The sequence below is a fragment of the Leifsonia sp. 21MFCrub1.1 genome (assembly GCF_900107895.1).
In the GTDB taxonomy this organism is placed as follows: domain Bacteria; phylum Actinomycetota; class Actinomycetes; order Actinomycetales; family Microbacteriaceae; genus Leifsonia; species Leifsonia soli.
Window position 1 is genome coordinate 699,383 of sequence record NZ_LT629867.1, and the last position, 19,762, is coordinate 719,144.

Sequence of the window (19,762 nt, forward strand, 5' to 3'; positions counted from 1 at the left end):
CGAGCATCCGAGGCGCGGCAGAGTCGTCCCGACGGCAACACCCGAGGGCAGGAGAGGCCATGACCAGGACGACCGCGACAGGCGACGAAGCGACGGCGGGGTTCGTGCAGCATCCCGGACGCGGACGCTTCAATGCCGCCTTCTTCCGGGTGATGGGGCCGTACCTGGAGGCGTCGCTGCGTCCGCGCAAGAGGCGCGTGTTCGCGGGGCTGGCGGGTGAGGTCGCCGAGATCGGCCCGGGAGTCGGTGCGAACCTCCCCTACGTTCCCGCCGGAGCGGCGCTGGTCGCCATCGAGCCCAACCGCTCCATGCACGACGGCCTGCGCGCCGCCGCTCTCCGCGCGGGCGTCGCACTCGACCTGCGGGAGCGGACGGCCGAGCGGACCGGCCTGCCCGACGCCAGCGTCGACAGCGTCATCTCGTCGCTGGTGCTCTGCTCCGTGCAGGACCCGGATGCGGTGCTCGCTGAGATCCGCCGCATCCTGCGCCCGGGCGGCGCCTTCCGGTTCGTGGAGCACGTCGCCGCTCCGAGAGGGACGCCGACCCGCGCATCCCAGCGCCTCGTCCGCCGACCGTGGGCGTGGACCTTCGAGGGATGCTCGTGCGAGCGCGACCTGGAGCACGCCATCCGATCGGCCGGGTTCGCGGCCGTGGAGGTGGAGCGCTACCGCCTCCACACCCCGTTCCTGCCGTTCAACACGCAGATCGCGGGCGTGGCCCGCACCTGACGGGCGTCAGTAGTCCTCGCGGCGGTCCCGTTCGGCGTCGACCACCGGCTCGGCTTCGGCCAGCTCGCTCAGCGTCTGGCGCAGGTGCCGGGTCAGCCACTCGTTCGACGGCTCCCCGGCCGAGACGAGGTCGTCGAGCTGCCGGAGCCGCTCCGCCGCTGAGCCGTGAAGGTCGTCCACGATTGTCCTCCCACCCTCGCGCCGGTCCCCGGGTGGGACCGCCTGCGACGAGGCTAATACGCGCGGCGGCCGATGGCCATGCTCCGGCACTCGGTTCAGCTGCGGGATGCGGGGGCCGCCGTCTCGCCGCGGAGGATCGACGACATCTTTTTGCCGCGCGCCACTTCGTCGACGAGCTTGTCGAGGTACCGGACCTTCTGCATCAGCGGGTCCTCGATCTCCTCGACGCGGATGCCGCAGATGACTCCGGTGATGAGCGCTGCGTTCGGGTTCCAGTGCGGCGCGGCGGCGAAGAAGGTCTCGAGGTCGATCCGGTCGGCGATGGCCGCATCGATGCCCGCCTGGTCGTAGCCGGTCAGCCAGCGGGTGACCTCGTCCACCTCGTCCTTGCCGTGCCCCTTGCGCTCCACCTTGGTCACGTAGAGCGGGTAGATGTCGGCGAACGGCATGGCGAAGATCCGATGGCTCATGGCGTCAACGGTAACGCGCACGGCCCCGAGCGTGACCGGTGGATCTCGCCTACCGGGGCGGCTCCGTCGGGCGCGATCGCTTCAGGTAGGCGCGCGACCGGGCGACCTGCTGGTCGAGCGCGTCCACCGTCGTCGCCATGCGCGCCACGGCCTCGGTGCGGTAGGTGTCGATGCTGTCCATCGTCGCGAACACGTTGTCGAAGGCGCGCTGCAGTACCTCCACGTCGACCGCCGACGATGTCTGCTCCTTCTGCACCTGCTCGGTCTGCGTCCTGAGAACCTCGCCCGTGCGCCCGATCAGTGCGTTGGTGCTGTCGTGCAGCGCGCCGAGCTGGTCGATGACGAGTTTCTGGTTCTCCAGCGCCTGGGCGACGACGACGGCCGTGCGGAGAGCCGAGACGGTGGTCGTCTTCGCGCGCTCGACGCCCTTGATCAGCTCGACGTTGTTCTTCTTGATGACGTCGAGCGCGAGATACGCCTGCACCGAGACGGCGATCTGCGTGGTCAGATCCTGGCGGCGCTGCCGGATCGGGAAGAGCGCCTCCTTCTCCAGCAGGGTCGCGCGTGCGGGATCGGTCATCCGCAACTCGGCCGCCGCCTCCACCGTCGCCCGGTCGAGCGCTGCGGTCAGCACGACGTACTCATTGAGCCGCTCCGTGGTCTTCCAGAGCGACGCCCGCTCCTTCTCGATCTCCACATTGTCGCGGGCGAGCCACTCCTGGCCGTGGTCCAGCGCTTCGACGATGCCGTCGAGCTGCTTCTGCGCCGACTCGAACCGCTGCACGTACTGGCGCAGCCGGCGCCCGCCGGGCACGCGCGACAGCATCCGGTTGCGGCCGGTGAGGTGTTGCGGGTCGAAGTCGCTGACGGTGGCGCGGAGATCCTGCAGCGTGCGGATGACGCCGTACTGCGGGTCGGTGCGCACCGCCTTGCCGCGGGCCGCGGCGAGCGAGCTGGCCGGCCGCTCCAGCAGCTGGCGCGATGCGTCGCTGGAGGCGCGCATCTCGGCCTCTCCCAGGTGAGAGAAGCCGACGATCTTGCGCGTGAACGCGTCCGATCCTGGCTCCGCCGCCGCGAGTTCGCGAATGAAGTCGCGGGCGCGCTGCTCGAGCTCCGCCTCGCGCTCGGCCGAGACGGCCACCATCTCCACAGCCTGCTCCTCCGCTAGTTCCGGCACGGCGTCCGGTGGGCGCAGGGTCTCCTCGGGTGCCTCGTCCATGAGCCGTCCCCTCCCCGCTGTCCTCGTTGCGATGAGGATAGATCGCGTTGCGCGCCGCGTGGAGGGGTTGCAGCGAACCCTCAGGCGCGTACGGGCGACGGGCCCGACCCGCCGGCGCGGAACGGAGGTACGCCCGCCACAGGACGAGAAGGGATCGCGACGACGCGACCCGACGACTGTCTATTCGGCCGGTCGGCGACGCGCGTATCCTCCGGGGCCATGAACAGGACACGCTCGGCCGCGCTCACGGCCATCCTCGCCGCCGGCCTCGCCCTGACGGCGTGCACCCCGCAGGGCGGCGACGTCCCGGGGAAGTGGGGCAGCACCGACCCCGGAGAACCGAACCTCATCATCAACGCTAACGGCTCGTACTCCGGATCGGACGGCTGCAACACGATGAAGGGCACCGGCACGATCTCCGGCAACACCATCGACCTCGGCACCGTCGCCATGACGAAGAAGGTCTGCAACGGAGTGGACACGTGGATGTCGACCGCCGCGAGCGGGAAGGTGGACGGCAACGTGATGACGGTCTACGACTCGTCCGGCGCGCGCATCGGGACGATCGACCGCGACGACTGAGCTCGGCGTCGGCGCTCCCGGAATGGCCGCCCTGCGCGTAGCGTTCGAGACGGTGAGCGCATCGGAAGGAGCGGACGATGACCGACACGGAGAAGGCGTCGACGGAGGCTGCGGAGTTCTTCGCGGGGGTGGCGGCCGAGTTCCTGCAGCACTACACGCGCGGGCCGCGGTTCGTCGCCGTGACGGGCGTCCCGGCCGCTGACACCGCGCGCGTGGCCGACGCACTCGCGGGAGCGCTGCGCGACGCCGGCCAGCAGGTCGAGCGTGCGACTGTCGACCCGGCCACAGGGGCTGACGCGTTCCGCGATGCGGTCGTCACGCCGTTCCGCTCCCGAGACGGGGTGCTGGTCGTCGACGGCCGCGGCCTGCTCGACGCGGAGTTCCGCGGATTCTGGAACTTCTCGCTGTGGGTCGAGCACGACCCGGAGCGGAGCCCGGACTGGTCGTTCGTCACCACCGGGCAGAAGGATCCGCTCGGCGCGCCGCGCGAGGTGGCGCCCGTCCTGCTGGACGACACCGACCCCGAGCGGCCGCGCCGGCTGTGGGCCGACTCCTGCTGAGGCGCTCCCGCTGAGGATGCGCTCCCGCTGAGCCGGCCCGGCTCCCGCTAGGCGCGGGGGCGGTCGAAGCGCGCGCCCTCGGGCTTCGACGGCAGGATCGTCAGGATGAGCACGACGATGCTGCCGAACGGGATGAAGCTGAGGAAGAAGAACGGGCCCGCGAGGTTCGCGTCGTGAAGGCGGCGCCAGACGATCGCCAGGTGGGGGACGATCGTGCCGAGCCCCCAGGCGAGGATCAGCACGCCGACCAGCCAGAACAGCGGGCCGGGAGTCGAGGTGCCGTCGTCGTTCACGGTCGCGCCGATCGATCCGAGCACGAGCGCCAGGACTTCGAGCACGATCGCGACGATGACGGAGAACAGGATCCACCACCAGTACTCGCTGCGGCTGGCGCGCCCGGTGAAGTCCGCATACTTCTTGAAGAAGCGCTGGACGGACTGGCCGAACGACGCCCCGTAGAGCGGCGCCCAGAGCGGGGTCTCGCCGGTCGGTGCGGCGGCGGGAGTTGTCGGGTACTGCGGAGACGTCACGAGGGAGTCCTTTCCAAGACACGTGTTCGGTGAGGTGGAGCGGCCATAGTCAAGCGCATGGGAGACCGCTGTGCGTCTCTTGTGACGCGGCGTGTCCTCCGGCTGGCCCAGCGGTCTCAGCCGAGGGAGTCGAGCTCCTCGCGGACGAAGCGGGCGAACTGCGCGGCCGCCGCGGACTGCGAGCGGGTGCGGTTGCGTGCCAGCCCGATGATGCGTGTGGCCTCGTCCCGCAGGGGGACAGCGACGATGCCCGGTTCGGCGGGGGTGTCGGGGATGAGCGCAGCGCCGACCCCGTCGCGCACGAGACCGCGGAGCGTCGACAGCTCCGTGACCTCGATGACCGGGCTCATCACGACGCCGTGGGCGGCGAAGTAGGCATCCGCGATGTGCCGGAGGCCCGACCCGGTGCGCAGGGCGACGAGGTCGTACGGCTCGAGGTCGGGGACGCTCACCGCCGCCGCTCCGGCGAGGGGGTGCCCCTCCGGCACGCCCAGCACGAGGCGCTCGGCCGTCAGCGGCTCCCACTCGATCTCCGGGTCGCGGGGATCGGGGCTCAGGAAGGCGACGTCGGCCGCGCCGTCGCGCAGCGCATCCAGCACGGTGTCCGCCGTGCCGCCGCTCAGCACGAAGCGGATGTCGGGGAACAGGCCGCGGTACTCGCTGATGACCTTCGGGATGAGCCACCCGCCGAACGACGAAACGTAGGCGACCGAGACGGTGCCGCCCGACGGGTCCCGGAGCGCCTCGATGCGGGCCCGCGCGTTCTCCAGCTCCGATTCGGCCCGCACCGCGTGCGCGAGCAGGATCTCGCCGTACTGGTTGAGCTCCAGGTGGCCGCGACGGCGGTCGAACAGCTCGACGCCCATCTCGTGCTCGAGGCGGGCGAGGGATCGCGTGAGGGTCGACTGCGACACCCCGAGGGTCTCGGCGGCGAGAGCAGGATGGCCCTCCGCGGCCAGCGCCCGGAAGTGGGCGATCTCGTCGATCCGCATGCCTCTCATCATGGCGTATCGGCGCGTTCCCCCGTGTGGTGCTCAAATGAGCGGTCTACCCCTGAACGAGTTTTCTGTACGTTCACACACGAGAAACAGTCCCGTTTCACGCCGTCCCTACCGTGGGCGCGGACTCATCCCACACCTCACCGACCGAGGAGAACAATGTCAACCAGATTCGGCAGGCTGGCGCGCGTCGCCGCCGCCGCGCTCGCGGGGGCCGGCCTCGCCGCCGGCTCGCTCGTCGCGACTCCGGCGTTCGCCAGCACCGACGGCACCGGTGTCGTCATCAACGAGGCCTACCTGTCCGGCGGGAGCGCCGGTGCCGCCTTCACGAACAAGTTCGTCGAGCTCTACAACCCCGGTGACAGCGCTGTCAGCCTGGCGGGATGGAGCATCCAGTACCGCCCGGCGACCGGGACGAACGCATCGACCGGCGTCGTTCCGCTGACCGGCTCGATCGGCGCCAAGGGCTACTACCTCGTCGCCGGCGGGTCGAACGGAACGAACGGGCAGGCGCTGCCGGCCCCGGACGTGGCGAGCGGCGCCCTCAACCCGAGCGGCACGACGGGGACGCTGGTCCTCGCGAAGACCGCCTCGGCGCTGACCCTGCCGACCGGCTCGATCACGGGCGACGCGAACGTCGCCGACCTCCTCGGCTACGGAACGTCGAACACGTTCGAGAAGGCGAAGGCGACGGCGCCGTCGGGTAACACCGACGTCAAGTCGCTGGTTCGCACCAACTTCGCCGACACCGACGACAACAGCGCCGACTTCACCCTCAGCGCGACGATCACCCCGCAGAACGCCGCGAGCGCGCCAGGTGACCCGGGTGACCCCGGCGACCCCGGCACGCCGGGCGACGGCGCCACCACCCCGATCGCGGAGATCCAGGGCACCGGCGACACCAGCCCGAAGGCGGGCACGACGGTCACCACCGTCGGCGTCGTGACGGCGCAGTACGCGACCGGCGGCTTCAACGGCTTCTACATCCAGACACCCGGCACGGGCGGCGCGATCGACCTTGCGACGCACACGGCCTCCGACGCGGTCTTCGTCTACGGCTCGTCCTTCGCCGGGACGGTCGCCGCGGGCGACTACGTGAAGGTCACCGGAGCGGTCAGCGAGTTCAACGGGCTCACCGAGATCACGGCGACGGGCGTCACCAAGCTCGACGCGTCGACGGTCACCGCGCCGGTGCCGGCCACGGTCGGCCTGCCGGGAACGGCCGCTCAGCGGGAGAGCCTCGAGGGCATGCTGCTCGCGCCGCAGGGCGCGTTCACCGTCACCGACGTCTACGCGGCCAACCAGTACGGCGAGATCGGCCTCGCCGCCGGCGACAAGCCGCTGGTGCAGCCGACGGAGGCCGCGCGCCCCGGTTCGGCCGAGTACGCCGCGGTCGTCGCGGACAACGCGGCCCGCGCGGTCACGCTCGACGACGGCGCTTCGACCAACTTCCTGAGCGCGGCCAACAAGTCGAAGCCGCTCCCGTACCTCTCGCTGAGCAACCCGGTCCGCGTCGGCGAGCCGGTCGCGTTCACGAAGCCGGTCGTCCTCGACTACCGCAACAACACCTGGAAGTTCCAGCCGACCGGCGAGCTGACGCCGGCCAACGCCGATGCCGTGCAGCCGGTCACGTTCACGAACACCCGGACCGCCGCCCCCGGGAACGTCGGAGGCGACCTGCGGCTCGCGACCTTCAACGTGCTGAACTACTTCACCACGACGGGCGACCAGCTCAGCGGCTGCACCTTCTACACCGACCGCGACGGCAACCCCATCACGGTCAACAGCGGATGCGACGCTCGCGGCGCCGCCGATGCGGCCAACCTCAAGCGTCAGCAGGACAAGATCGTCGCGGCGATCAACGGCCTGAGCGCCGACGTGGTGTCGCTGGAGGAGATCGAGAACTCGGCCCGCTTCGGCGAGAACCGCGACTCCGCTCTCGCGAGCCTGGTCATCGCGCTGAACGCGGCCGCCGGATCCGAGGTGTGGGCGTACGTGAAGTCGCCGGCGACCCTCCCGGCGACGGAGGACGTCATCCGCACCGCGTTCATCTACAAGAAGGCGAACGCCACCCCGGTCGGCGACGCGAAGATCCTCGACGACTCGGCGTTCTCGAACGCACGCCAGCCGCTCGCCCAGGCCTTCAAGAAGGTCGGCGCGAAGGACTCGTCCGCGTTCCTCGCCATCGTCAACCACTTCAAGTCGAAGGGGTCCGGCACCGGCGCGGACGCCGACCAGGGCGACGGCCAGGGAGCGTCGAACGCCTCCCGCGTCAAGCAGGCCACCGCCCTCGTCGCGTTCGCGGACGAGCGCAAGGCCGCGCTGAAGACCGACAAGGTGCTCCTCATCGGCGACTTCAACGCGTACCTGAAGGAAGACCCGATCAAGGTCCTCACGGACGCCGGCTACGTCGACCAGGTCAGCACCCGCACGACGAAGGCGACCTACTCCTTCGGCGGAACGGTCGGCTCGCTCGACCACGTGCTGGCATCCCCGGCGGCCGATGCGGCCATCACGGGCGCGGACGTGTGGAACATCAACTCGGGCGAGTCGGTGGCGCTGGAGTACAGCCGCTACAACTACAACGTCACGAACTTCTACGCGGCCGACCCGTACCGGTCGAGCGACCACGACCCGATCGTCGTCGGCCTCGGCCTCACGGCGAAGCCGGTCACCCTCAACCTGCTGAACATCAACGACTTCCACGGCAGGATCGACGCCAACACCGTGAAGTTCGCGGGCACGATCGAGAAGCTCAAGGCGGAGTCGGGCGAGGCCAACTCGCTCTTCCTCTCCAGCGGCGACAACATCGGCGCATCGCTGTTCGCCTCGGCGACGGCGGGCGACATCCCGACCATCGACGTGCTGAACACGCTGCAGCTGAAGACGAGCGCCGTGGGCAACCACGAGTTCGACAAGGGCTACGCCGACCTCACCGGACGCGTGAAGGATGCGGCCGACTTCTCGTACCTCGGCGCCAACGTGTACGAGAAGGGCACGACGACCCCGGCCCTTCCCGAGTACGCCACCTTCGACATCGACGGACTGACCGTCGGCGTCATCGGAGCCGTCACGCAGGAGACCCCGACGCTCGTCTCGCCGGGTGGCGTCTCGTCGCTCGACTTCGGCGACCCGGTGGATGCGGTCAACCGCGTCGCCGGTGAGCTGACCGACGGCGACCCCGCCAACGGCGAGGCCGACGTGCTGGTCGCGGAGTACCACGAGGGCGCCGGCTTCGGCACGCCGGAGGGGGCGACGCTCGACCTGGAGGTCGCCGCAGGCGGCGCGTTCGCGGAGATCGTCACCAAGACGAGCGCGAAGGTCGCCGCGATCTTCACCGGTCACACGCACAAGCAGTACGCGTGGGACGCCCCGGTGCCGGGAGTCGACGGTAAGACCCGCCCGATCCTCCAGACCGGCAGCTACGGCGAGAACATCGGCCAGGTGAAGCTGACGGTGGACCCGGAGACCGAGAAGGTCACCTCGTACACCGCCCGCAACGTCGCCAGGACCACCGACGCCGACGCCGCCCTCGTCGCCGCGTACCCGCGGGTCGCCGCCGTCAAGACGATCGTCGACAAGGCGCTCGCCGACGCGGCCGTGATCGGCAACCAGAAGGTCGGCTCGGTGACGAAGGACATCACCACCGCCTACCTCAACGGAGCGCGCGACGACCGTTCGAGCGAGTCGACCCTGGGCAACCTGGTCGCCGACTCGCTGCTGTCCACTCTCTCCTCGCAGGAGCTCGGCGGCGCCGAGATCGGCGTGGTGAACCCGGGCGGACTGCGGGCGGAGCTGCTGTACGGCACCGACGGGACCGTCACCTACGCGCAGGCCAACGCGGTGCTGCCGTTCGTGAACAACCTGTGGACCACGTCCCTCACCGGGGCGCAGTTCAAGCAGGCGCTCGAGCAGCAGTGGCAGCGGAACGCCGACGGCACCGTGCCGACCCGGCCGTTCCTCAACCTGGGACTGTCGAAGAACGTCAGCTACACGTACGACGCCTCCCGGCCGGAGGGCGACCGCATCACGAGCATCGTCGTGAACGGCCAGCCGATCGACCCGGCGAAGTCGTACCGCATCGGGTCCTTCTCGTTCCTGCTCCAGGGCGGCGACAACTTCCGCGCCTTCGCGGCGGGGGCGAACACGAAGGACTCCGGGCTGATCGACCGCGACGCGTGGATCAGCTACATCCAGAAGAACAGCCCGCTCTCGCCCAGCTTCGCCAAGCGCGGCGTCGGCGTGAGCGGCGTGCCGACCGGGACGCTGCAGCGCGGTCAGCAGGTCACCCTCCAGGTGTCCAAGCTGAACCTGACCTCGCTCGGCAGCCCGGCGAACACGAAGCTCGACCTCACCTGGAACGGCTCGGCCCCGATCGGCTCGGTGCCGGTGGATGCCGCGGGCAGCGCGACCGTCGCCTTCACCGTCCCGGCGGATGCGGCCGGCGCGAGCGCGCTCGTGCTGACCGCTCCCGACTCGGGCACGACGGTCCGCGTCCCGCTCACCGTGGCGGACGCCCCGACCAACCCGAAGCCGGGAACCGACCCGAAGGCGGCCAAGGAGTCGGCGCTCAAGAAGGCGCTCGAGGACAAGGTCACCGTCGACAAGGACACCTACCGCCCGGGTGACGCGATCCGGGTGACCGTCGGCGCGAAGCACGCCGGCGAGTGGGTGTCGGTCTGGCTGTACTCGAAGCCGCAGAACCTCAGCGGGGGCTGGGTGCAGGTGCCGGCGGACGGCGTGCTGACGCTCACCCTCCCGAAGGACGCGGGCAACGGTCAGCACAAGCTGTCGGTGCAGGACGCGTCCAACCAGGTGATCGGCTGGACCACCCTCAAGGTGAAGGCCGACAAGCCGCACACGGGCATCCCGGTCATCGACTGGCTGCTCGACCTGCTGGACCGCCTCTTCGGCTGGTTCTAGCCACACCCTGACGGATGCCGGGCACGCGGGCGCGTGCCCGGCATCCGTGCGTTCGGGGGCCGTGCGCCGGGGTGTCGGCTACTCGAAGTAGAGATGCGTGTGCAGCCGGCAGCCCGGATTGAAGCCGGCGCCGCACTCCGGGCAGTCGTCGGTGGCGAGGTACTCGGCGATGGTCAGTTCGTGGCCGCAGACGCCGCACAGCACGGCGCGCTCGTCCCGGCGGTCGGCGGCCCACTGGCGGGCGGGGTGTCCGGCCGCCTCGGCGTGGCAGAGGTGGCACGGGTAGTACTCACCGCAGCACGCGAAGCGGATCGCGATCACGTCGAGGGGCGACCGGTAGTGGATGCAGCGCGTCTCGTCGTCGACGACCGCGCCGAGCACCCGGGGCCGGCCGTTCATCGCACACCCCGCGCCGCGAGCGCCTCGCCGAGCTGGTCGGCGTGCTTGAGCGACAGGATGAGGAAGGGCACCGCGAAGAAGCGCAGTCCCTGCCGGGCACCCCGCGCGCGTTGCGCCTCGCGGACGTCGCCTGCCAGTCGCCCGAGCACCGGGACCGTGGTCAGCGCGACCGTGAGCAGCACCGCCGCCCGCCCGGAATCGAACCCGAAGCGGTCGAGCGGCCGCAGCCCGCGCTCGACGGCGTCCAGGAGGTCGCCGACCCGCGTGGTGAGCACCAGGAGACCGGCGAGCACGACGGCGGCGGTCACGCGCGCGGTGTTCGACACCGCCGGTTCCGGCCCGAGGAAGATCAGCTGGCCCGCGAGCGTGACGACGATGAGCCAGCGCAGGGCGACGAGCTGGCGAGCGAGTTCGCGCATCCCGAGCATCCCGTCCCGCAGCCCGGCGACCGCGTACGCGACGACCGCGGTGGCAGCGGCCACCCCCACCGCCCACCACGCGGAGGGGAGCAGCGAGACGGCGAGCACGACGACGAGCAGCAGGAGCAGCTTCGGGCCCGCGGGGAGGCGGTGCAGGAGGCCGTCGCCGGGGCGGTAGAGGCTCAGCACGCGAGCGCCGCTTCGTAGTCCGCGATGACCTCCGCGGGTCGTCCGACCGCCTCCACCCGGCCGCCGGCGAAGAGCACGGCGGCCTCGCAGCGCTCGGCGAGCGCCAGGTCGTGGGTGACGAGCACCAGGCGGTGCCCGGTGTCGGCCAGCAGATGGTCGGAGACGCGGCGCGCGTTGCGGGCGTCGAGGTACGTGGTCGGCTCGTCGGCGACGACCAGCTCGGGCTCGCGGACGAACGCACCGGCGAGGGCGAGGAGCTGCTTCTGGCCGCCCGACAGGTCGTGAGACGAGCGCTCACGCAGCGCGGAGAGCCCGAAGCGCTCGAGCGCCGCATCCACCCGCCGTCGCAGCTCGTCACGGCCGAGGCGTTCGGGACGGAGCGAGAAGGCGACGTCCTCCGCGACGGTCGGCATCACGATCTGCGCGTCGGGATTGCTGAACACCACGGCGACGCGCCGCCGGAGCTCGGCGGCCTGCCGCACCGGGTCGAGGCCGAGGATGCGGGTGACGCCGGCGCCCGGGGCGACCAGCCCGGCGAGCAGGCGGGCGAAGGTCGACTTGCCGGAGCCGTTCTCGCCGATCACCGCGACGGTGCGCGCGTCGAGGGCCAGGCTGACGTCGCGGAGCGCGTCCACCTCACCGAGGCGCACGCCGACGCCGTCCAGCCGCAGGGCGGGGACGGCGTCCGGCGCGGGGAGGCTGCCGGGCATCGGGACGCTTCCGGTCACGGGACGCGCGAGTCCGCCGGAGCCGGGGCGTCGGCCGCCACGCCGCGCTGGTCGGTCACCCAGGTGCGGCGGAAGGCCCGCGGGTACGCGCGCACCAGGGTGGTCACCACCGCGGTCGCGATGACGGCCTTCACCAGGTCGCCCGGTACGAAGACGAGGCTCATGAGGGCGGTGGCGTCGAGCGGCAGGCGGGTCACCAGGCTCTGCACCGGAACGCCGAACAGGTAGACGACGAGGATGCCGCCCACGATCATCCCGAGCAGCGTCCGCCACCAGACCGGCGTGCGGCGGCCGGCGTGCACGATCAGGCCGATGACGAACGCGCCGGCGATCCAGCCGAACAGGTAGCCGGCCGACGGTCCGACGAAGGCGCCGATGCCGCCGTGGCCGCCCGCGAGCAGGGGGAGCCCGACGGCGACCAGGGCGAGCAGCACGGCCATGCTCAGCGCTCCGAGCCACGGGCCGAGGATGGCGCCGGCGAGCATCACGCCGAGCGTCTGGGCGGTGATCGGCACCGAGCCGAAGACGGTCACGCCGGACGGCAGGCCGAGCACCGCGACGAGCGCGGCGAAGACGGCGACGCGCGCCAGGTCGGTCGCGTCGAGGCGGCGGCGGGGGGCGATGGGGGTGCTGACGGTCATGCGGACATCCTTACCTGAACACTGTTCACCTGAACGGTGTTCACTATAGTGAGAACGTGGCAGGCAACGAAACCGGACGGCGGCACTCGCGCGACGATGTGGCGGAGGCCGCTCTGCGCATCCTCGACGACCTCGGGCTGCCGGACCTGACCATGCGGCGGCTGGCGGCATCCCTCGATGTGCAGCCGAGTGCGCTCTACTGGCACTTCCCGAACAAGCAGACGCTGCTCGCCGAGCTCGCCGACCGCATCGTCGCGACGCGGCCGGAGGGGAGTGCTGCCGGTAAGGACGCGGGCCCGGAGGCTGCGGGCGGCGCCGACACGGACTGGGCGGAATCCGTCCGCTCGGAGGCCGCCGCCCTGCGCGACGCCCTGCTGGCGTACCGCGACGGCGCCGAGGTGGTCTCCAGCACCCTGGCGCTCGGCCTGGGGTCGCCGGAGACGGTGGACCGCTTCGCCCGCGCGGTCGCGCGGGGCGGCTTCGACGCCGAGACCTCCCGCCGCGCCGCGACCGCGCTGCTGCACTTCGTGCTGGGCCACGTCTCGCACGAGCAGCAGCGCCTGCAGTACGACTCGCTCGGCGTGCTGGCCACGGGCGACAGCTCCCCGCTCGACGAGGACGACCCCGCCGCGGCGTTCGCCTTCGGCGTCGACCTGCTGGTCGGCGGACTGGAGCTCAGTCGCTCCCGAAGGTGACCTTCCAGCCGCCCACGACGTGGACGGCGAGGTTGAACAGGGCGGCGAAGATCGCCCCGAGCGCGGACACCACGATGACCTCGAGCAGTGCGACCACGAGCGTGAACGTCAGCACATTGGGGAAGGTCAGCCCGGCGACGAGGTCGGCGCCCTGCGCCCCCGCGATGTCCTCGAGGAAGTTGCTGGCGGCGGCGACCAGACCGAAACGTTCGAGGGCGCTCCAGATGAGCAGGCCGATCACGACGGTGATCGCCGCAACGATGATGCTGACCAGGAACGACATCTTCAGTGCCGACCAGAAGTCGATGTACACCAGCCGCATCGTCGCGCGCTTCTTCTGTTTGCTGCCCCGAGACGGCATCCGGCCTCCCCCTGTTGCTCCCGCCGTCTCCGGCGTTCCCCGTCGGCCAAGTCTAGGGGACCGCGCCCCGGCCGACCCGCTGGGCGTCCTCCGAGAGTCCATACCGATCGTCCGGTTCTGGAGTAGAATATAAAGGTATTCCGGCGCGGCCGTAGCGGATTGGGGGCGCTGCGGCCGGGTCGGACCGGCCCGTCGGACCGGCCCGTCTCAGCGGATCAGCTCGGGCAGGCGACGCAGCCGCTCGAACTCGCCCGGCGGCACGATTCCGGGGAGCAGGACGGTCCACAGATCGCGGACGCGCTCCAGCAGGTCTGCCCGGCGCGCCACCGTCTCCGAGACCAGCTGCACGCCGGTGTACGCCGGGACGACCACGCCGGCGAGCATCCCCGGGTCCAGGTCGCGCCGCAGATCGCCCTCCTCGGCGGCCTGGCGGAACAGAGCCTCCGTGGTCCGCAGCCAGTCCTCGTACGGCTCCGTCACCGGGGGATCGAACATCGACACGTCCGTGGTCAGCCGGATCCCCGCCTGCACCACGGGGTCCGTCAGCAGCTGGTGCGCGAGCACCGCGCTCAGCCGCACAACGGTCTCCAGCCCCGGGAGGCCCTGCTGGACCACCTCGGCGGCCGCGACCATCGTCCGCCGGTGCTGCTCGGTGATCACCGCGCGGGCCAGCTCGTCCTTCGACGGGAAGTGGAAGTACAGCGCGCCCTTCGTCACGCCCGCCTCGGCGGCGATGTCGGCGATCGAGGCGAGACCGTACCCCCGGCGGCCGAACACCGCGGCGGCTCCGGAGACGATCGTCCCCCGCGTCACCTGGGCCCGCTCCTGCTTCACCATGATGCGCTCACGTTAACGCACAGTTGCTCCGGGGAGGATGCGACGATTCACCTCCCCGGCGTAGCGTTGGGTCTGCCGGGCCGTTCGCTGCGGGCCGGCAGCACCGCATCCGAATCGAGGGGAGACCGCTGTGCCCACAGTCGCCGATACCGCTGTCGAGATCCTGAGGGATGCGGGGGTGACCCGCATCTACGGCATCCCCGGAGACTCGCTCAACGGTTTCACCGACGCCATCCGCCGCACCGACGGCGTGACGTGGGAGCACGTGCGGCACGAGGAGGCGGCGGCCTTCGCGGCCTCCGCCGAGGCGGCGCTGACCGGCGAGCTCGCCGTCTGCGCCGGCAGCTGCGGCCCGGGCAACACCCACCTCATCAACGGTCTCTACGACGCCAACCGCAGCCGCGTCCCCGTGCTCGCGATCGCCGCCCAGATCCCGGGCGCCGAGATCGGCAGCGCGTACTTCCAGGAGACGCACCCGCAGGAGCTGTTCCGCGAGGCGAGCGTCTACACCGAGCTCGTCAGCCAGGCGGACCAGATGCCGCGGGTCCTCGAGATCGCCATGCGCACGGCCATCGAGCGCCGGGGCGTCGCCGTGATCGTCGTGCCCGGAGAGATCTTCCTCGCCGACAGCGCCGGCCGCAAGAAGTCGGCCCCGATCACGTTCTCGCCGCGCGTCACCCGGCCGACCGACCCCGAGCTCCAGGCCGCCGCCGACATCCTCAACGATGCCAAGCGGGTCACCATCCTCGCCGGCGCAGGAGCCGAGGGCGCGCACGCGCAGCTGGTCGGCCTCGCCGGTGCCCTCCAGGCGCCCATCGTGCACGCGATGCGCGGCAAGGAGTTCATCGAGTACGACAACCCCTACGACGTGGGGATGACGGGCCTGCTCGGGTTCTCCTCCGGCTACCGGGCGATGGAGTCGTGCGATGTGCTCCTCATGCTCGGGACCGACTTCCCGTACCAGCAGTTCTTCCCGTCGAAGGCGAAGGTCATCCAGGTCGACATCCGGGGTGAGAACCTCGGTCGCCGGGTCCCGCTCGACCTCGGCCTGGTCGGCAGCGTGCGGGACACGGCCGAGGCGCTGTTGCCGCTGCTGAAAGGCCGAAAGGACCGCAAGCACCTCGACGCATCGCTCTCGCACTACGCCAAGACCCGGAAGAGTCTGGACGACCTGGCGGTCAACGACCGCAACCGCACGCCCATCCACCCGCAGTACGTCGCCCGGCTGGTGAGCGAGCTGGCGGCGGAGGACGCCGTGTTCATCCCGGATGTCGGATCGCCGGTCGTCTGGGCGGCACGCTACCTGCGCATGAACGGACGCCGGCGACTGATCGGCTCGTTCTCGCACGGCAGCATGGCGAACGCCCTCCCGCAGGCGATCGGGGCGCAGACGGCGTTCCCGGGCCGGCAGGTGGTCGCGCTCGCCGGAGACGGCGGCCTGGCCATGCTGCTCGGCGAGCTGCTGACGCTCCGGCAGAACAAGCTGCCCGTGAAGATCGTGGTCTTCAACAACTCGTCGCTGAACTTCGTCGAAGTCGAGATGAAGGCGGCGGGGTTCGTCAACTTCGGCACCGGGCTGGAGAACCCGGACTTCGGTGAGGTCGCCCGGGCCATCGGACTGCACGGCCAGCGCGTCGAGAAGCCGGACGACCTCGAGGACGCCCTGCGCACGGCCTTCGCCCACGACGGCCCGGCGCTGGTGGAGGTCGTGACCGCCCGCCAGGAGCTCAGCATCCCGCCCGCGATCACGGCGAAGCAGGTCAGCGGGTTCACGCTGTACGCGCTCCGGACGATCATGAGCGGACGCGGCGACGAGCTGATCGACCTGGCCGACACGAACGTCTTCCGGCGCCTGTTCGACTGACGCCGCCGGTATTTTCGCGTTCCTCCGTTATCAAACGGTGTACTGACCCGTCTACAGAGTGACGGCTGCCTTCGAACGGCGGTCGTGACGAAGGGACGGATCATGCACGCAACTCGAAGAATCGTTCACCCCGCGGTCAGAAGGGGCCGCGGTGCCAGGTGGTTGGCGGCCGCGTCCGCGTCGGCCGCGCTCGCCGCGTCCCTGCTGACGGCCGCGCCCGCGTTCGCGGCATCGAACGGCTACCTTGCGCTCGGCGACTCGTACGCCACAGGCCAGGCGATCGGCGGTGCGAAGGGAGCGGATCCGGCCTGCCTGCAGTCCCCGGCGAGCTACCCCTCGCAGATCGCGGCCGACTTCGGCCTCGCCCTCACCGACAACACCTGCAGCGGCGCGGTGCTGGACGACGTGTTCAGCACGTCGTCGGCCGGCCGGCCACCGCAGGCCGGCGCGCCGGCGGACTCGATCGGACTGATCACCCTCTCGATGGGCGGCAACGACCTCGGCTTCCGCTCGGTGCTCACGAACTGTCTCGCCGTCTCGGCGACGGGACCGATCACCGACGGGGCGGCGTCCTGCCGCGAGAAGCACACCAGCGGGGGCGTCGACGACATCGTTCAGAAGCTGACGAACGAGGTGACGCCGAAGTTCGAGGCGACGCTCGCGAAGCTGAGGACCACCTACCCGAAGGCCCGCATCCTCGTCGTCGGCTACCTGCCTCTCATGCCGGATGCCGCTCACACCCCGGCCGGCGGCTGCTTCCAGAAGCTGACGCTGCAGGGGGCGATCTTCCCGTTCGTCACAACGGACCTCGAGTGGATGCACTCGGTGCAGCGCACCGTCGACGTCCAGTTCCAGCAGGCGGCGGAGAACACGGGCGCGGAGTACCTGTCGCAGCTGACGACGGCCGCCGACCACACGGTCTGTTCCGCATCCGGGCAGCCGTACATCGGATCGCTCGAGCTGAGGGGCCTCTCCGGAGCGACCCCGCAGTCCTTCCACCCCAATGCAGCGGGCCTGAAGGCGACAGGCCAGGCCGTCGCGGCGGCGCTCCAGCCGCGAGATGCGTTCCAGGGCATCCGCGGCCAGCTCGCGCCCCTCGGCGGCGACCAGTACCAGCTGCAGATCATTGTGCCGCGCAGCCTGACGTCCGTGCCCGACGTTGCCGCGACGAAGAACGGCGAGTACCTGGGCACCGTGAAGGGCTCCGAGTACTACTACCTGTACCAACGCACCGGGGCCGCAACGCGCACCTACTACAACACGATCACGGTCACGCCGGGCGATCAGGTCGAGCTGCGCGTCCACCAGAACGGCACGAGACAGGTGCTCACTCCGCTCCCGGACTCCTTCCAGGGGGTGACGGGCCAGCTCGTGCACACGGGCGGCACGTCCTCCGTGCTGGAGATCTGGGTGCCGATCAACACGCTGTACACCACCCCCGGGGTGACGGCACGGAACAACGGGCACTACCTCTCGCACGTGGCCGGTGAGCACGCCTGGTATCTCTCGCTGTCGAGCGTCCCCGGCTACCGGGTGTACCGCCAAGCCGTGACGGTGAACCCGGGCGACGTCGTCACCCTCGATGTGGGCGGCACGGGGGAGAAGCAGACGCTGAACTAGTTGATGCAGACCGTGGAGCTGTAGTTGGCGGCCGGGCCGGACGGGGTGGGTGCGGGCGCCGGCGGGGCGGTCGCCGCTCCGCCGGCGGACGGGGCGGCCGGCATGATGCCGTCGTCGCCGAGGATCACGGTGACCGTGCTCACGCCGGAGGTCTCCTGCACGGCCGCGCCCGGCAGGGACGCGGCGACGGCCTTGGCCTGCGCCTCCTGGCCGGCCGCGTACTGGATGACGGTGGTCGCGCGGGTGTCCGCGTCGCCAGGGGCTCCGGTCTTGAAGCCGGCGGCGGCGAGGGTCTGCGTCGCCGTCGTCGCGGCGCCGTTCGCACTGCCGCCGTTGAGCACGGTCACGCTGGTGTCCGCCGGCTTCGCCGCCGTCGCCTTGTCGTAGGCCGTCGGCGTCCCCATCAGGCTCTGGATGAACGCGGGCATCGCCGCCGTGTCCACCTCGACGATCGAGAGGTCCGACCCGTCCACGGTGATTGTCGGCGTGCCGGAGACCGGGATGGTGGCGGATTGGATCTTGCCGCCGGTCAGGCCCTGCAGCTGGGCGGCCAGCTGCAGGAAGTTGAGACCGGGATCGGTCTCCAACGAGCCGCTCACCGCATCCAGCACCTTCGTCAGCTTGCCGGGGTTGAGCAGAGTCCCGGCGGAGAGGAACTTGTGCGCCTCCACCGACAGGAAGTACTGCTGCCGCACCACGCGGTCGAGGTCGCCGCGGGGGAGGCCGTGCCGCTGACGCACGAACGACAGCGCCTGCTTCGCATCGAGGGTCGACACTCCTGCGGGGAAGTTCGCTCCGGAGTAGGGGTCGCCGACCGCGTTGTTGAGGCAGACCTGCACGGGGCCGAGTGCCTGCGCGATCGTGTAGAACCCGAGAAGCGAGACGCGGACGTAGTGGTCGATGCTCAGGCCGGTGAGGTTCTGCACGGTCTGGATGAGGAGCTTCGCACCACTGGAGGCATCGGTCGCACCGCCGCCGAGCGAGAAGGCGGCGTTGAGCTTGTTCATGCCGTGGCCGGGCACATCCACCCAGGAGTCGCGCGGCAGCGAGATCAGGGTCGCCGACTTCCCGTTCGCGGGGATGTGCAGGATCATCATCGTGTCGGTGTTGGTCCCGCCGCCGTCGTCGGTCGTGCTCAGCTGATCGAGCTCGGCCTGCGACGCGCCGTCCGGCCGGTGGTCGTCGCCGACGAGCAGGATGTTCTGGTCCTGGCCGTCCACGTCGTTGGCGGGCTTGGAGATCACGTCGACGTGCTTGACGCCGCCGACGAACCGGAAGTAGCTGTAGGCGGCGTACCCGCCGACGACGACCAGGATGACCGCGAGGGCCGCGGCGGTCCAGCCGATGATGCGCTTCGCGCGGCGGTGCTTGCGCGGGGCCTTGCCACGTCGGCCGCCCGGGGGCGGGGTGGGGGTGCCGTCGTCGCCGGCTCCGCCGCCACCGCCGCTACCGCCACGGCCGTTTCCGTTACCGCCGTTACCGCCGCCGGACCCGCCCCGGCGTCCCGCGCCGTCGCCGCCGAGACCCGGGGCGTCGCCGCCGAGCCCGAACGGGTCGAACGGCGCGCCGCCGCTCCCGGTCGGCACGCCCGAGGCCGGTCGGGTCGCGCGCACGGGCCGGCGCGGGTCGGCCGACGGCGCGCGGCCGAAGACCTGCGTCGGCGGCATCTGCTGGTCGCTGCCGCCGGCACCGGGCTCTGAGGCGGGGAAGTTCGGGCGTCGCACACCGAAACGCTAGGGGGCGGCGGCTTGGAACCGCCTGGTTTCGCACGGTGTTCCCGAGGAATCACCAGCTTTTCCGCCCGGGCTTCACAGCGGAG

The 19,762-nt window shown here is 70.9% G+C and carries 19 protein-coding genes; 7 read left to right on the plus strand and 12 right to left on the minus strand.

From position 1 onward, the window contains the following. Positions 1-59 precede the first annotated feature (59 nt). The gene (locus BLW09_RS03190; RefSeq protein ID WP_089908369.1) at positions 60-728 is read left to right on the plus strand and encodes a class I SAM-dependent methyltransferase; all 669 of its coding nucleotides are present in this window, start codon (positions 60-62) and stop codon (positions 726-728) included. 6 nt (positions 729-734) lie between these two features. On the opposite strand, the gene BLW09_RS19045 is transcribed toward BLW09_RS03190, so the two are convergent. From BLW09_RS19045 to BLW09_RS03200, 3 genes are all read right to left on the minus strand, one after another. Next, on the minus strand, positions 735-908 hold the full coding sequence (locus BLW09_RS19045; protein WP_172824167.1) for a hypothetical protein: 174 nt from the start codon (positions 906-908) through the stop codon (positions 735-737). Positions 909-1,003: 95 nt separating this feature from the next. Next, complete coding sequence (locus BLW09_RS03195; protein ID WP_089908370.1) at positions 1,004-1,378, minus strand: DUF2200 domain-containing protein; 375 nt, start codon at positions 1,376-1,378, stop codon at positions 1,004-1,006. 49 nt (positions 1,379-1,427) lie between these two features. Next, entirely contained in the window at positions 1,428-2,597 is a 1,170-nt protein-coding gene (locus tag BLW09_RS03200; protein ID WP_231947031.1) for a toxic anion resistance protein, read from the minus strand. A 219-nt stretch (positions 2,598-2,816) separates the two neighbouring features. Between BLW09_RS03200 and BLW09_RS03205 the strand changes: the two genes are divergently transcribed. Together BLW09_RS03205 and BLW09_RS03210 are read left to right on the plus strand one after the other, a co-directional pair. After that, positions 2,817-3,179, plus strand: coding sequence for an META domain-containing protein (locus tag BLW09_RS03205; protein WP_089908372.1), 363 nt, complete (start codon positions 2,817-2,819; stop codon positions 3,177-3,179). Positions 3,180-3,256: 77 nt separating this feature from the next. Continuing rightward, positions 3,257-3,739, plus strand: coding sequence for a hypothetical protein (locus tag BLW09_RS03210; RefSeq protein WP_089908375.1), 483 nt, complete (start codon positions 3,257-3,259; stop codon positions 3,737-3,739). Positions 3,740-3,786: 47 nt separating this feature from the next. Here the strand turns inward: BLW09_RS03210 and BLW09_RS03215 are convergent, their stop codons facing one another. Further along, complete coding sequence (locus tag BLW09_RS03215) at positions 3,787-4,269, minus strand: DUF805 domain-containing protein (protein ID WP_089908377.1); 483 nt, start codon at positions 4,267-4,269, stop codon at positions 3,787-3,789. Between the two features lie 116 nt (positions 4,270-4,385). Next, positions 4,386-5,261 (minus strand): LysR substrate-binding domain-containing protein, encoded by an 876-nt coding sequence (locus BLW09_RS03220; RefSeq protein ID WP_089908380.1) that lies wholly within the window; start codon positions 5,259-5,261, stop codon positions 4,386-4,388. Positions 5,262-5,426: 165 nt separating this feature from the next. Here BLW09_RS03220 and BLW09_RS03225 point away from each other — a divergent pair, with 165 nt between their 5' ends. Further along, positions 5,427-10,190 (plus strand): ExeM/NucH family extracellular endonuclease, encoded by a 4,764-nt coding sequence (locus BLW09_RS03225; RefSeq protein WP_089908383.1) that lies wholly within the window; start codon positions 5,427-5,429, stop codon positions 10,188-10,190. A gap of 78 nt (positions 10,191-10,268) precedes the next feature. Here the strand turns inward: BLW09_RS03225 and BLW09_RS03230 are convergent, their stop codons facing one another. From BLW09_RS03230 to BLW09_RS03245, 4 genes are read right to left on the minus strand one after another with little or no spacing between them, the layout of a single operon-like run. Then, entirely contained in the window at positions 10,269-10,589 is a 321-nt protein-coding gene (locus BLW09_RS03230) for a CHY zinc finger protein (protein ID WP_089908386.1), read from the minus strand. Then, positions 10,586-11,197: an energy-coupling factor transporter transmembrane component T gene (locus tag BLW09_RS03235; protein WP_089908389.1), complete on the minus strand. Its 612-nt coding sequence runs from the start codon at positions 11,195-11,197 to the stop codon at positions 10,586-10,588. Before BLW09_RS03235 ends, BLW09_RS03230 begins: the two co-directional genes overlap by 4 nt. Further along, positions 11,191-11,907 (minus strand): energy-coupling factor ABC transporter ATP-binding protein, encoded by a 717-nt coding sequence (locus BLW09_RS03240; protein WP_172824168.1) that lies wholly within the window; start codon positions 11,905-11,907, stop codon positions 11,191-11,193. The genes BLW09_RS03235 and BLW09_RS03240 overlap by 7 nt, the downstream gene beginning before the upstream one ends. Before the next feature lie 14 nt (positions 11,908-11,921). Beyond that, positions 11,922-12,566 carry a biotin transporter BioY gene (locus tag BLW09_RS03245; protein ID WP_089908394.1) on the minus strand — a complete coding sequence of 215 codons (645 nt, stop codon included), beginning with the start codon at positions 12,564-12,566 and terminating at the stop codon, positions 11,922-11,924. 152 nt (positions 12,567-12,718) lie between these two features. Between BLW09_RS03245 and BLW09_RS03250 the strand changes: the two genes are divergently transcribed. Beyond that, positions 12,719-13,261, plus strand: coding sequence for a TetR/AcrR family transcriptional regulator C-terminal domain-containing protein (locus BLW09_RS03250; RefSeq protein WP_231947203.1), 543 nt, complete (start codon positions 12,719-12,721; stop codon positions 13,259-13,261). Here the strand turns inward: BLW09_RS03250 and BLW09_RS03255 are convergent. Beyond that, a complete protein-coding gene (locus BLW09_RS03255; protein ID WP_089908400.1) occupies positions 13,242-13,622 on the minus strand; it encodes a DUF3566 domain-containing protein in 381 nt (126 codons plus the stop codon). The two genes, BLW09_RS03250 and BLW09_RS03255, sit on opposite strands and share 20 nt — an antisense overlap. A gap of 207 nt (positions 13,623-13,829) precedes the next feature. Next, positions 13,830-14,459, minus strand: coding sequence for a ScbR family autoregulator-binding transcription factor (locus tag BLW09_RS03260; RefSeq protein ID WP_089908403.1), 630 nt, complete (start codon positions 14,457-14,459; stop codon positions 13,830-13,832). 130 nt (positions 14,460-14,589) lie between these two features. Between BLW09_RS03260 and poxB the strand changes: the two genes are divergently transcribed. Further along, positions 14,590-16,323, plus strand: a complete 1,734-nt coding sequence (poxB, locus tag BLW09_RS03265) for a ubiquinone-dependent pyruvate dehydrogenase (protein WP_089908406.1) — start codon at positions 14,590-14,592, stop codon at positions 16,321-16,323. 162 nt (positions 16,324-16,485) lie between these two features. Continuing rightward, complete coding sequence (locus BLW09_RS03270; RefSeq protein WP_157696896.1) at positions 16,486-17,943, plus strand: SGNH/GDSL hydrolase family protein; 1,458 nt, start codon at positions 16,486-16,488, stop codon at positions 17,941-17,943. Here the strand turns inward: BLW09_RS03270 and BLW09_RS03275 are convergent. Next, the gene (locus BLW09_RS03275) at positions 17,940-19,667 is read right to left on the minus strand and encodes an LCP family protein (protein WP_089908412.1); all 1,728 of its coding nucleotides are present in this window, start codon (positions 19,665-19,667) and stop codon (positions 17,940-17,942) included. The genes BLW09_RS03270 and BLW09_RS03275 overlap by 4 nt on opposite strands. Between the last annotated feature and the right edge of the window lie 95 nt (positions 19,668-19,762).

What these genes read in the sequence shown, in the direction of transcription:
- BLW09_RS03190 (WP_089908369.1), top strand. Translation starts at nt 60, where the DNA reads ATGACCAGGACGACCGCGACAGGCGACGAAGCGACGGCGGGGTTCGTG.
- BLW09_RS03195 (WP_089908370.1), bottom strand. Translation starts at nt 1,378, where the DNA reads ATGAGCCATCGGATCTTCGCCATGCCGTTCGCCGACATCTACCCGCTC.
- BLW09_RS03200 (WP_231947031.1), bottom strand. Translation starts at nt 2,597, where the DNA reads ATGGACGAGGCACCCGAGGAGACCCTGCGCCCACCGGACGCCGTGCCG.
- BLW09_RS03205 (WP_089908372.1), top strand. Translation starts at nt 2,817, where the DNA reads ATGAACAGGACACGCTCGGCCGCGCTCACGGCCATCCTCGCCGCCGGC.
- BLW09_RS03210 (WP_089908375.1), top strand. Translation starts at nt 3,257, where the DNA reads ATGACCGACACGGAGAAGGCGTCGACGGAGGCTGCGGAGTTCTTCGCG.
- BLW09_RS03220 (WP_089908380.1), bottom strand. Translation starts at nt 5,261, where the DNA reads ATGCGGATCGACGAGATCGCCCACTTCCGGGCGCTGGCCGCGGAGGGC.
- BLW09_RS03225 (WP_089908383.1), top strand. Translation starts at nt 5,427, where the DNA reads ATGTCAACCAGATTCGGCAGGCTGGCGCGCGTCGCCGCCGCCGCGCTC.
- BLW09_RS03230 (WP_089908386.1), bottom strand. Translation starts at nt 10,589, where the DNA reads ATGAACGGCCGGCCCCGGGTGCTCGGCGCGGTCGTCGACGACGAGACG.
- BLW09_RS03240 (WP_172824168.1), bottom strand. Translation starts at nt 11,907, where the DNA reads ATGCCCGGCAGCCTCCCCGCGCCGGACGCCGTCCCCGCCCTGCGGCTG.
- BLW09_RS03245 (WP_089908394.1), bottom strand. Translation starts at nt 12,566, where the DNA reads ATGACCGTCAGCACCCCCATCGCCCCCCGCCGCCGCCTCGACGCGACC.
- BLW09_RS03250 (WP_231947203.1), top strand. Translation starts at nt 12,719, where the DNA reads ATGCGGCGGCTGGCGGCATCCCTCGATGTGCAGCCGAGTGCGCTCTAC.
- BLW09_RS03255 (WP_089908400.1), bottom strand. Translation starts at nt 13,622, where the DNA reads ATGCCGTCTCGGGGCAGCAAACAGAAGAAGCGCGCGACGATGCGGCTG.
- BLW09_RS03260 (WP_089908403.1), bottom strand. Translation starts at nt 14,459, where the DNA reads ATGGTGAAGCAGGAGCGGGCCCAGGTGACGCGGGGGACGATCGTCTCC.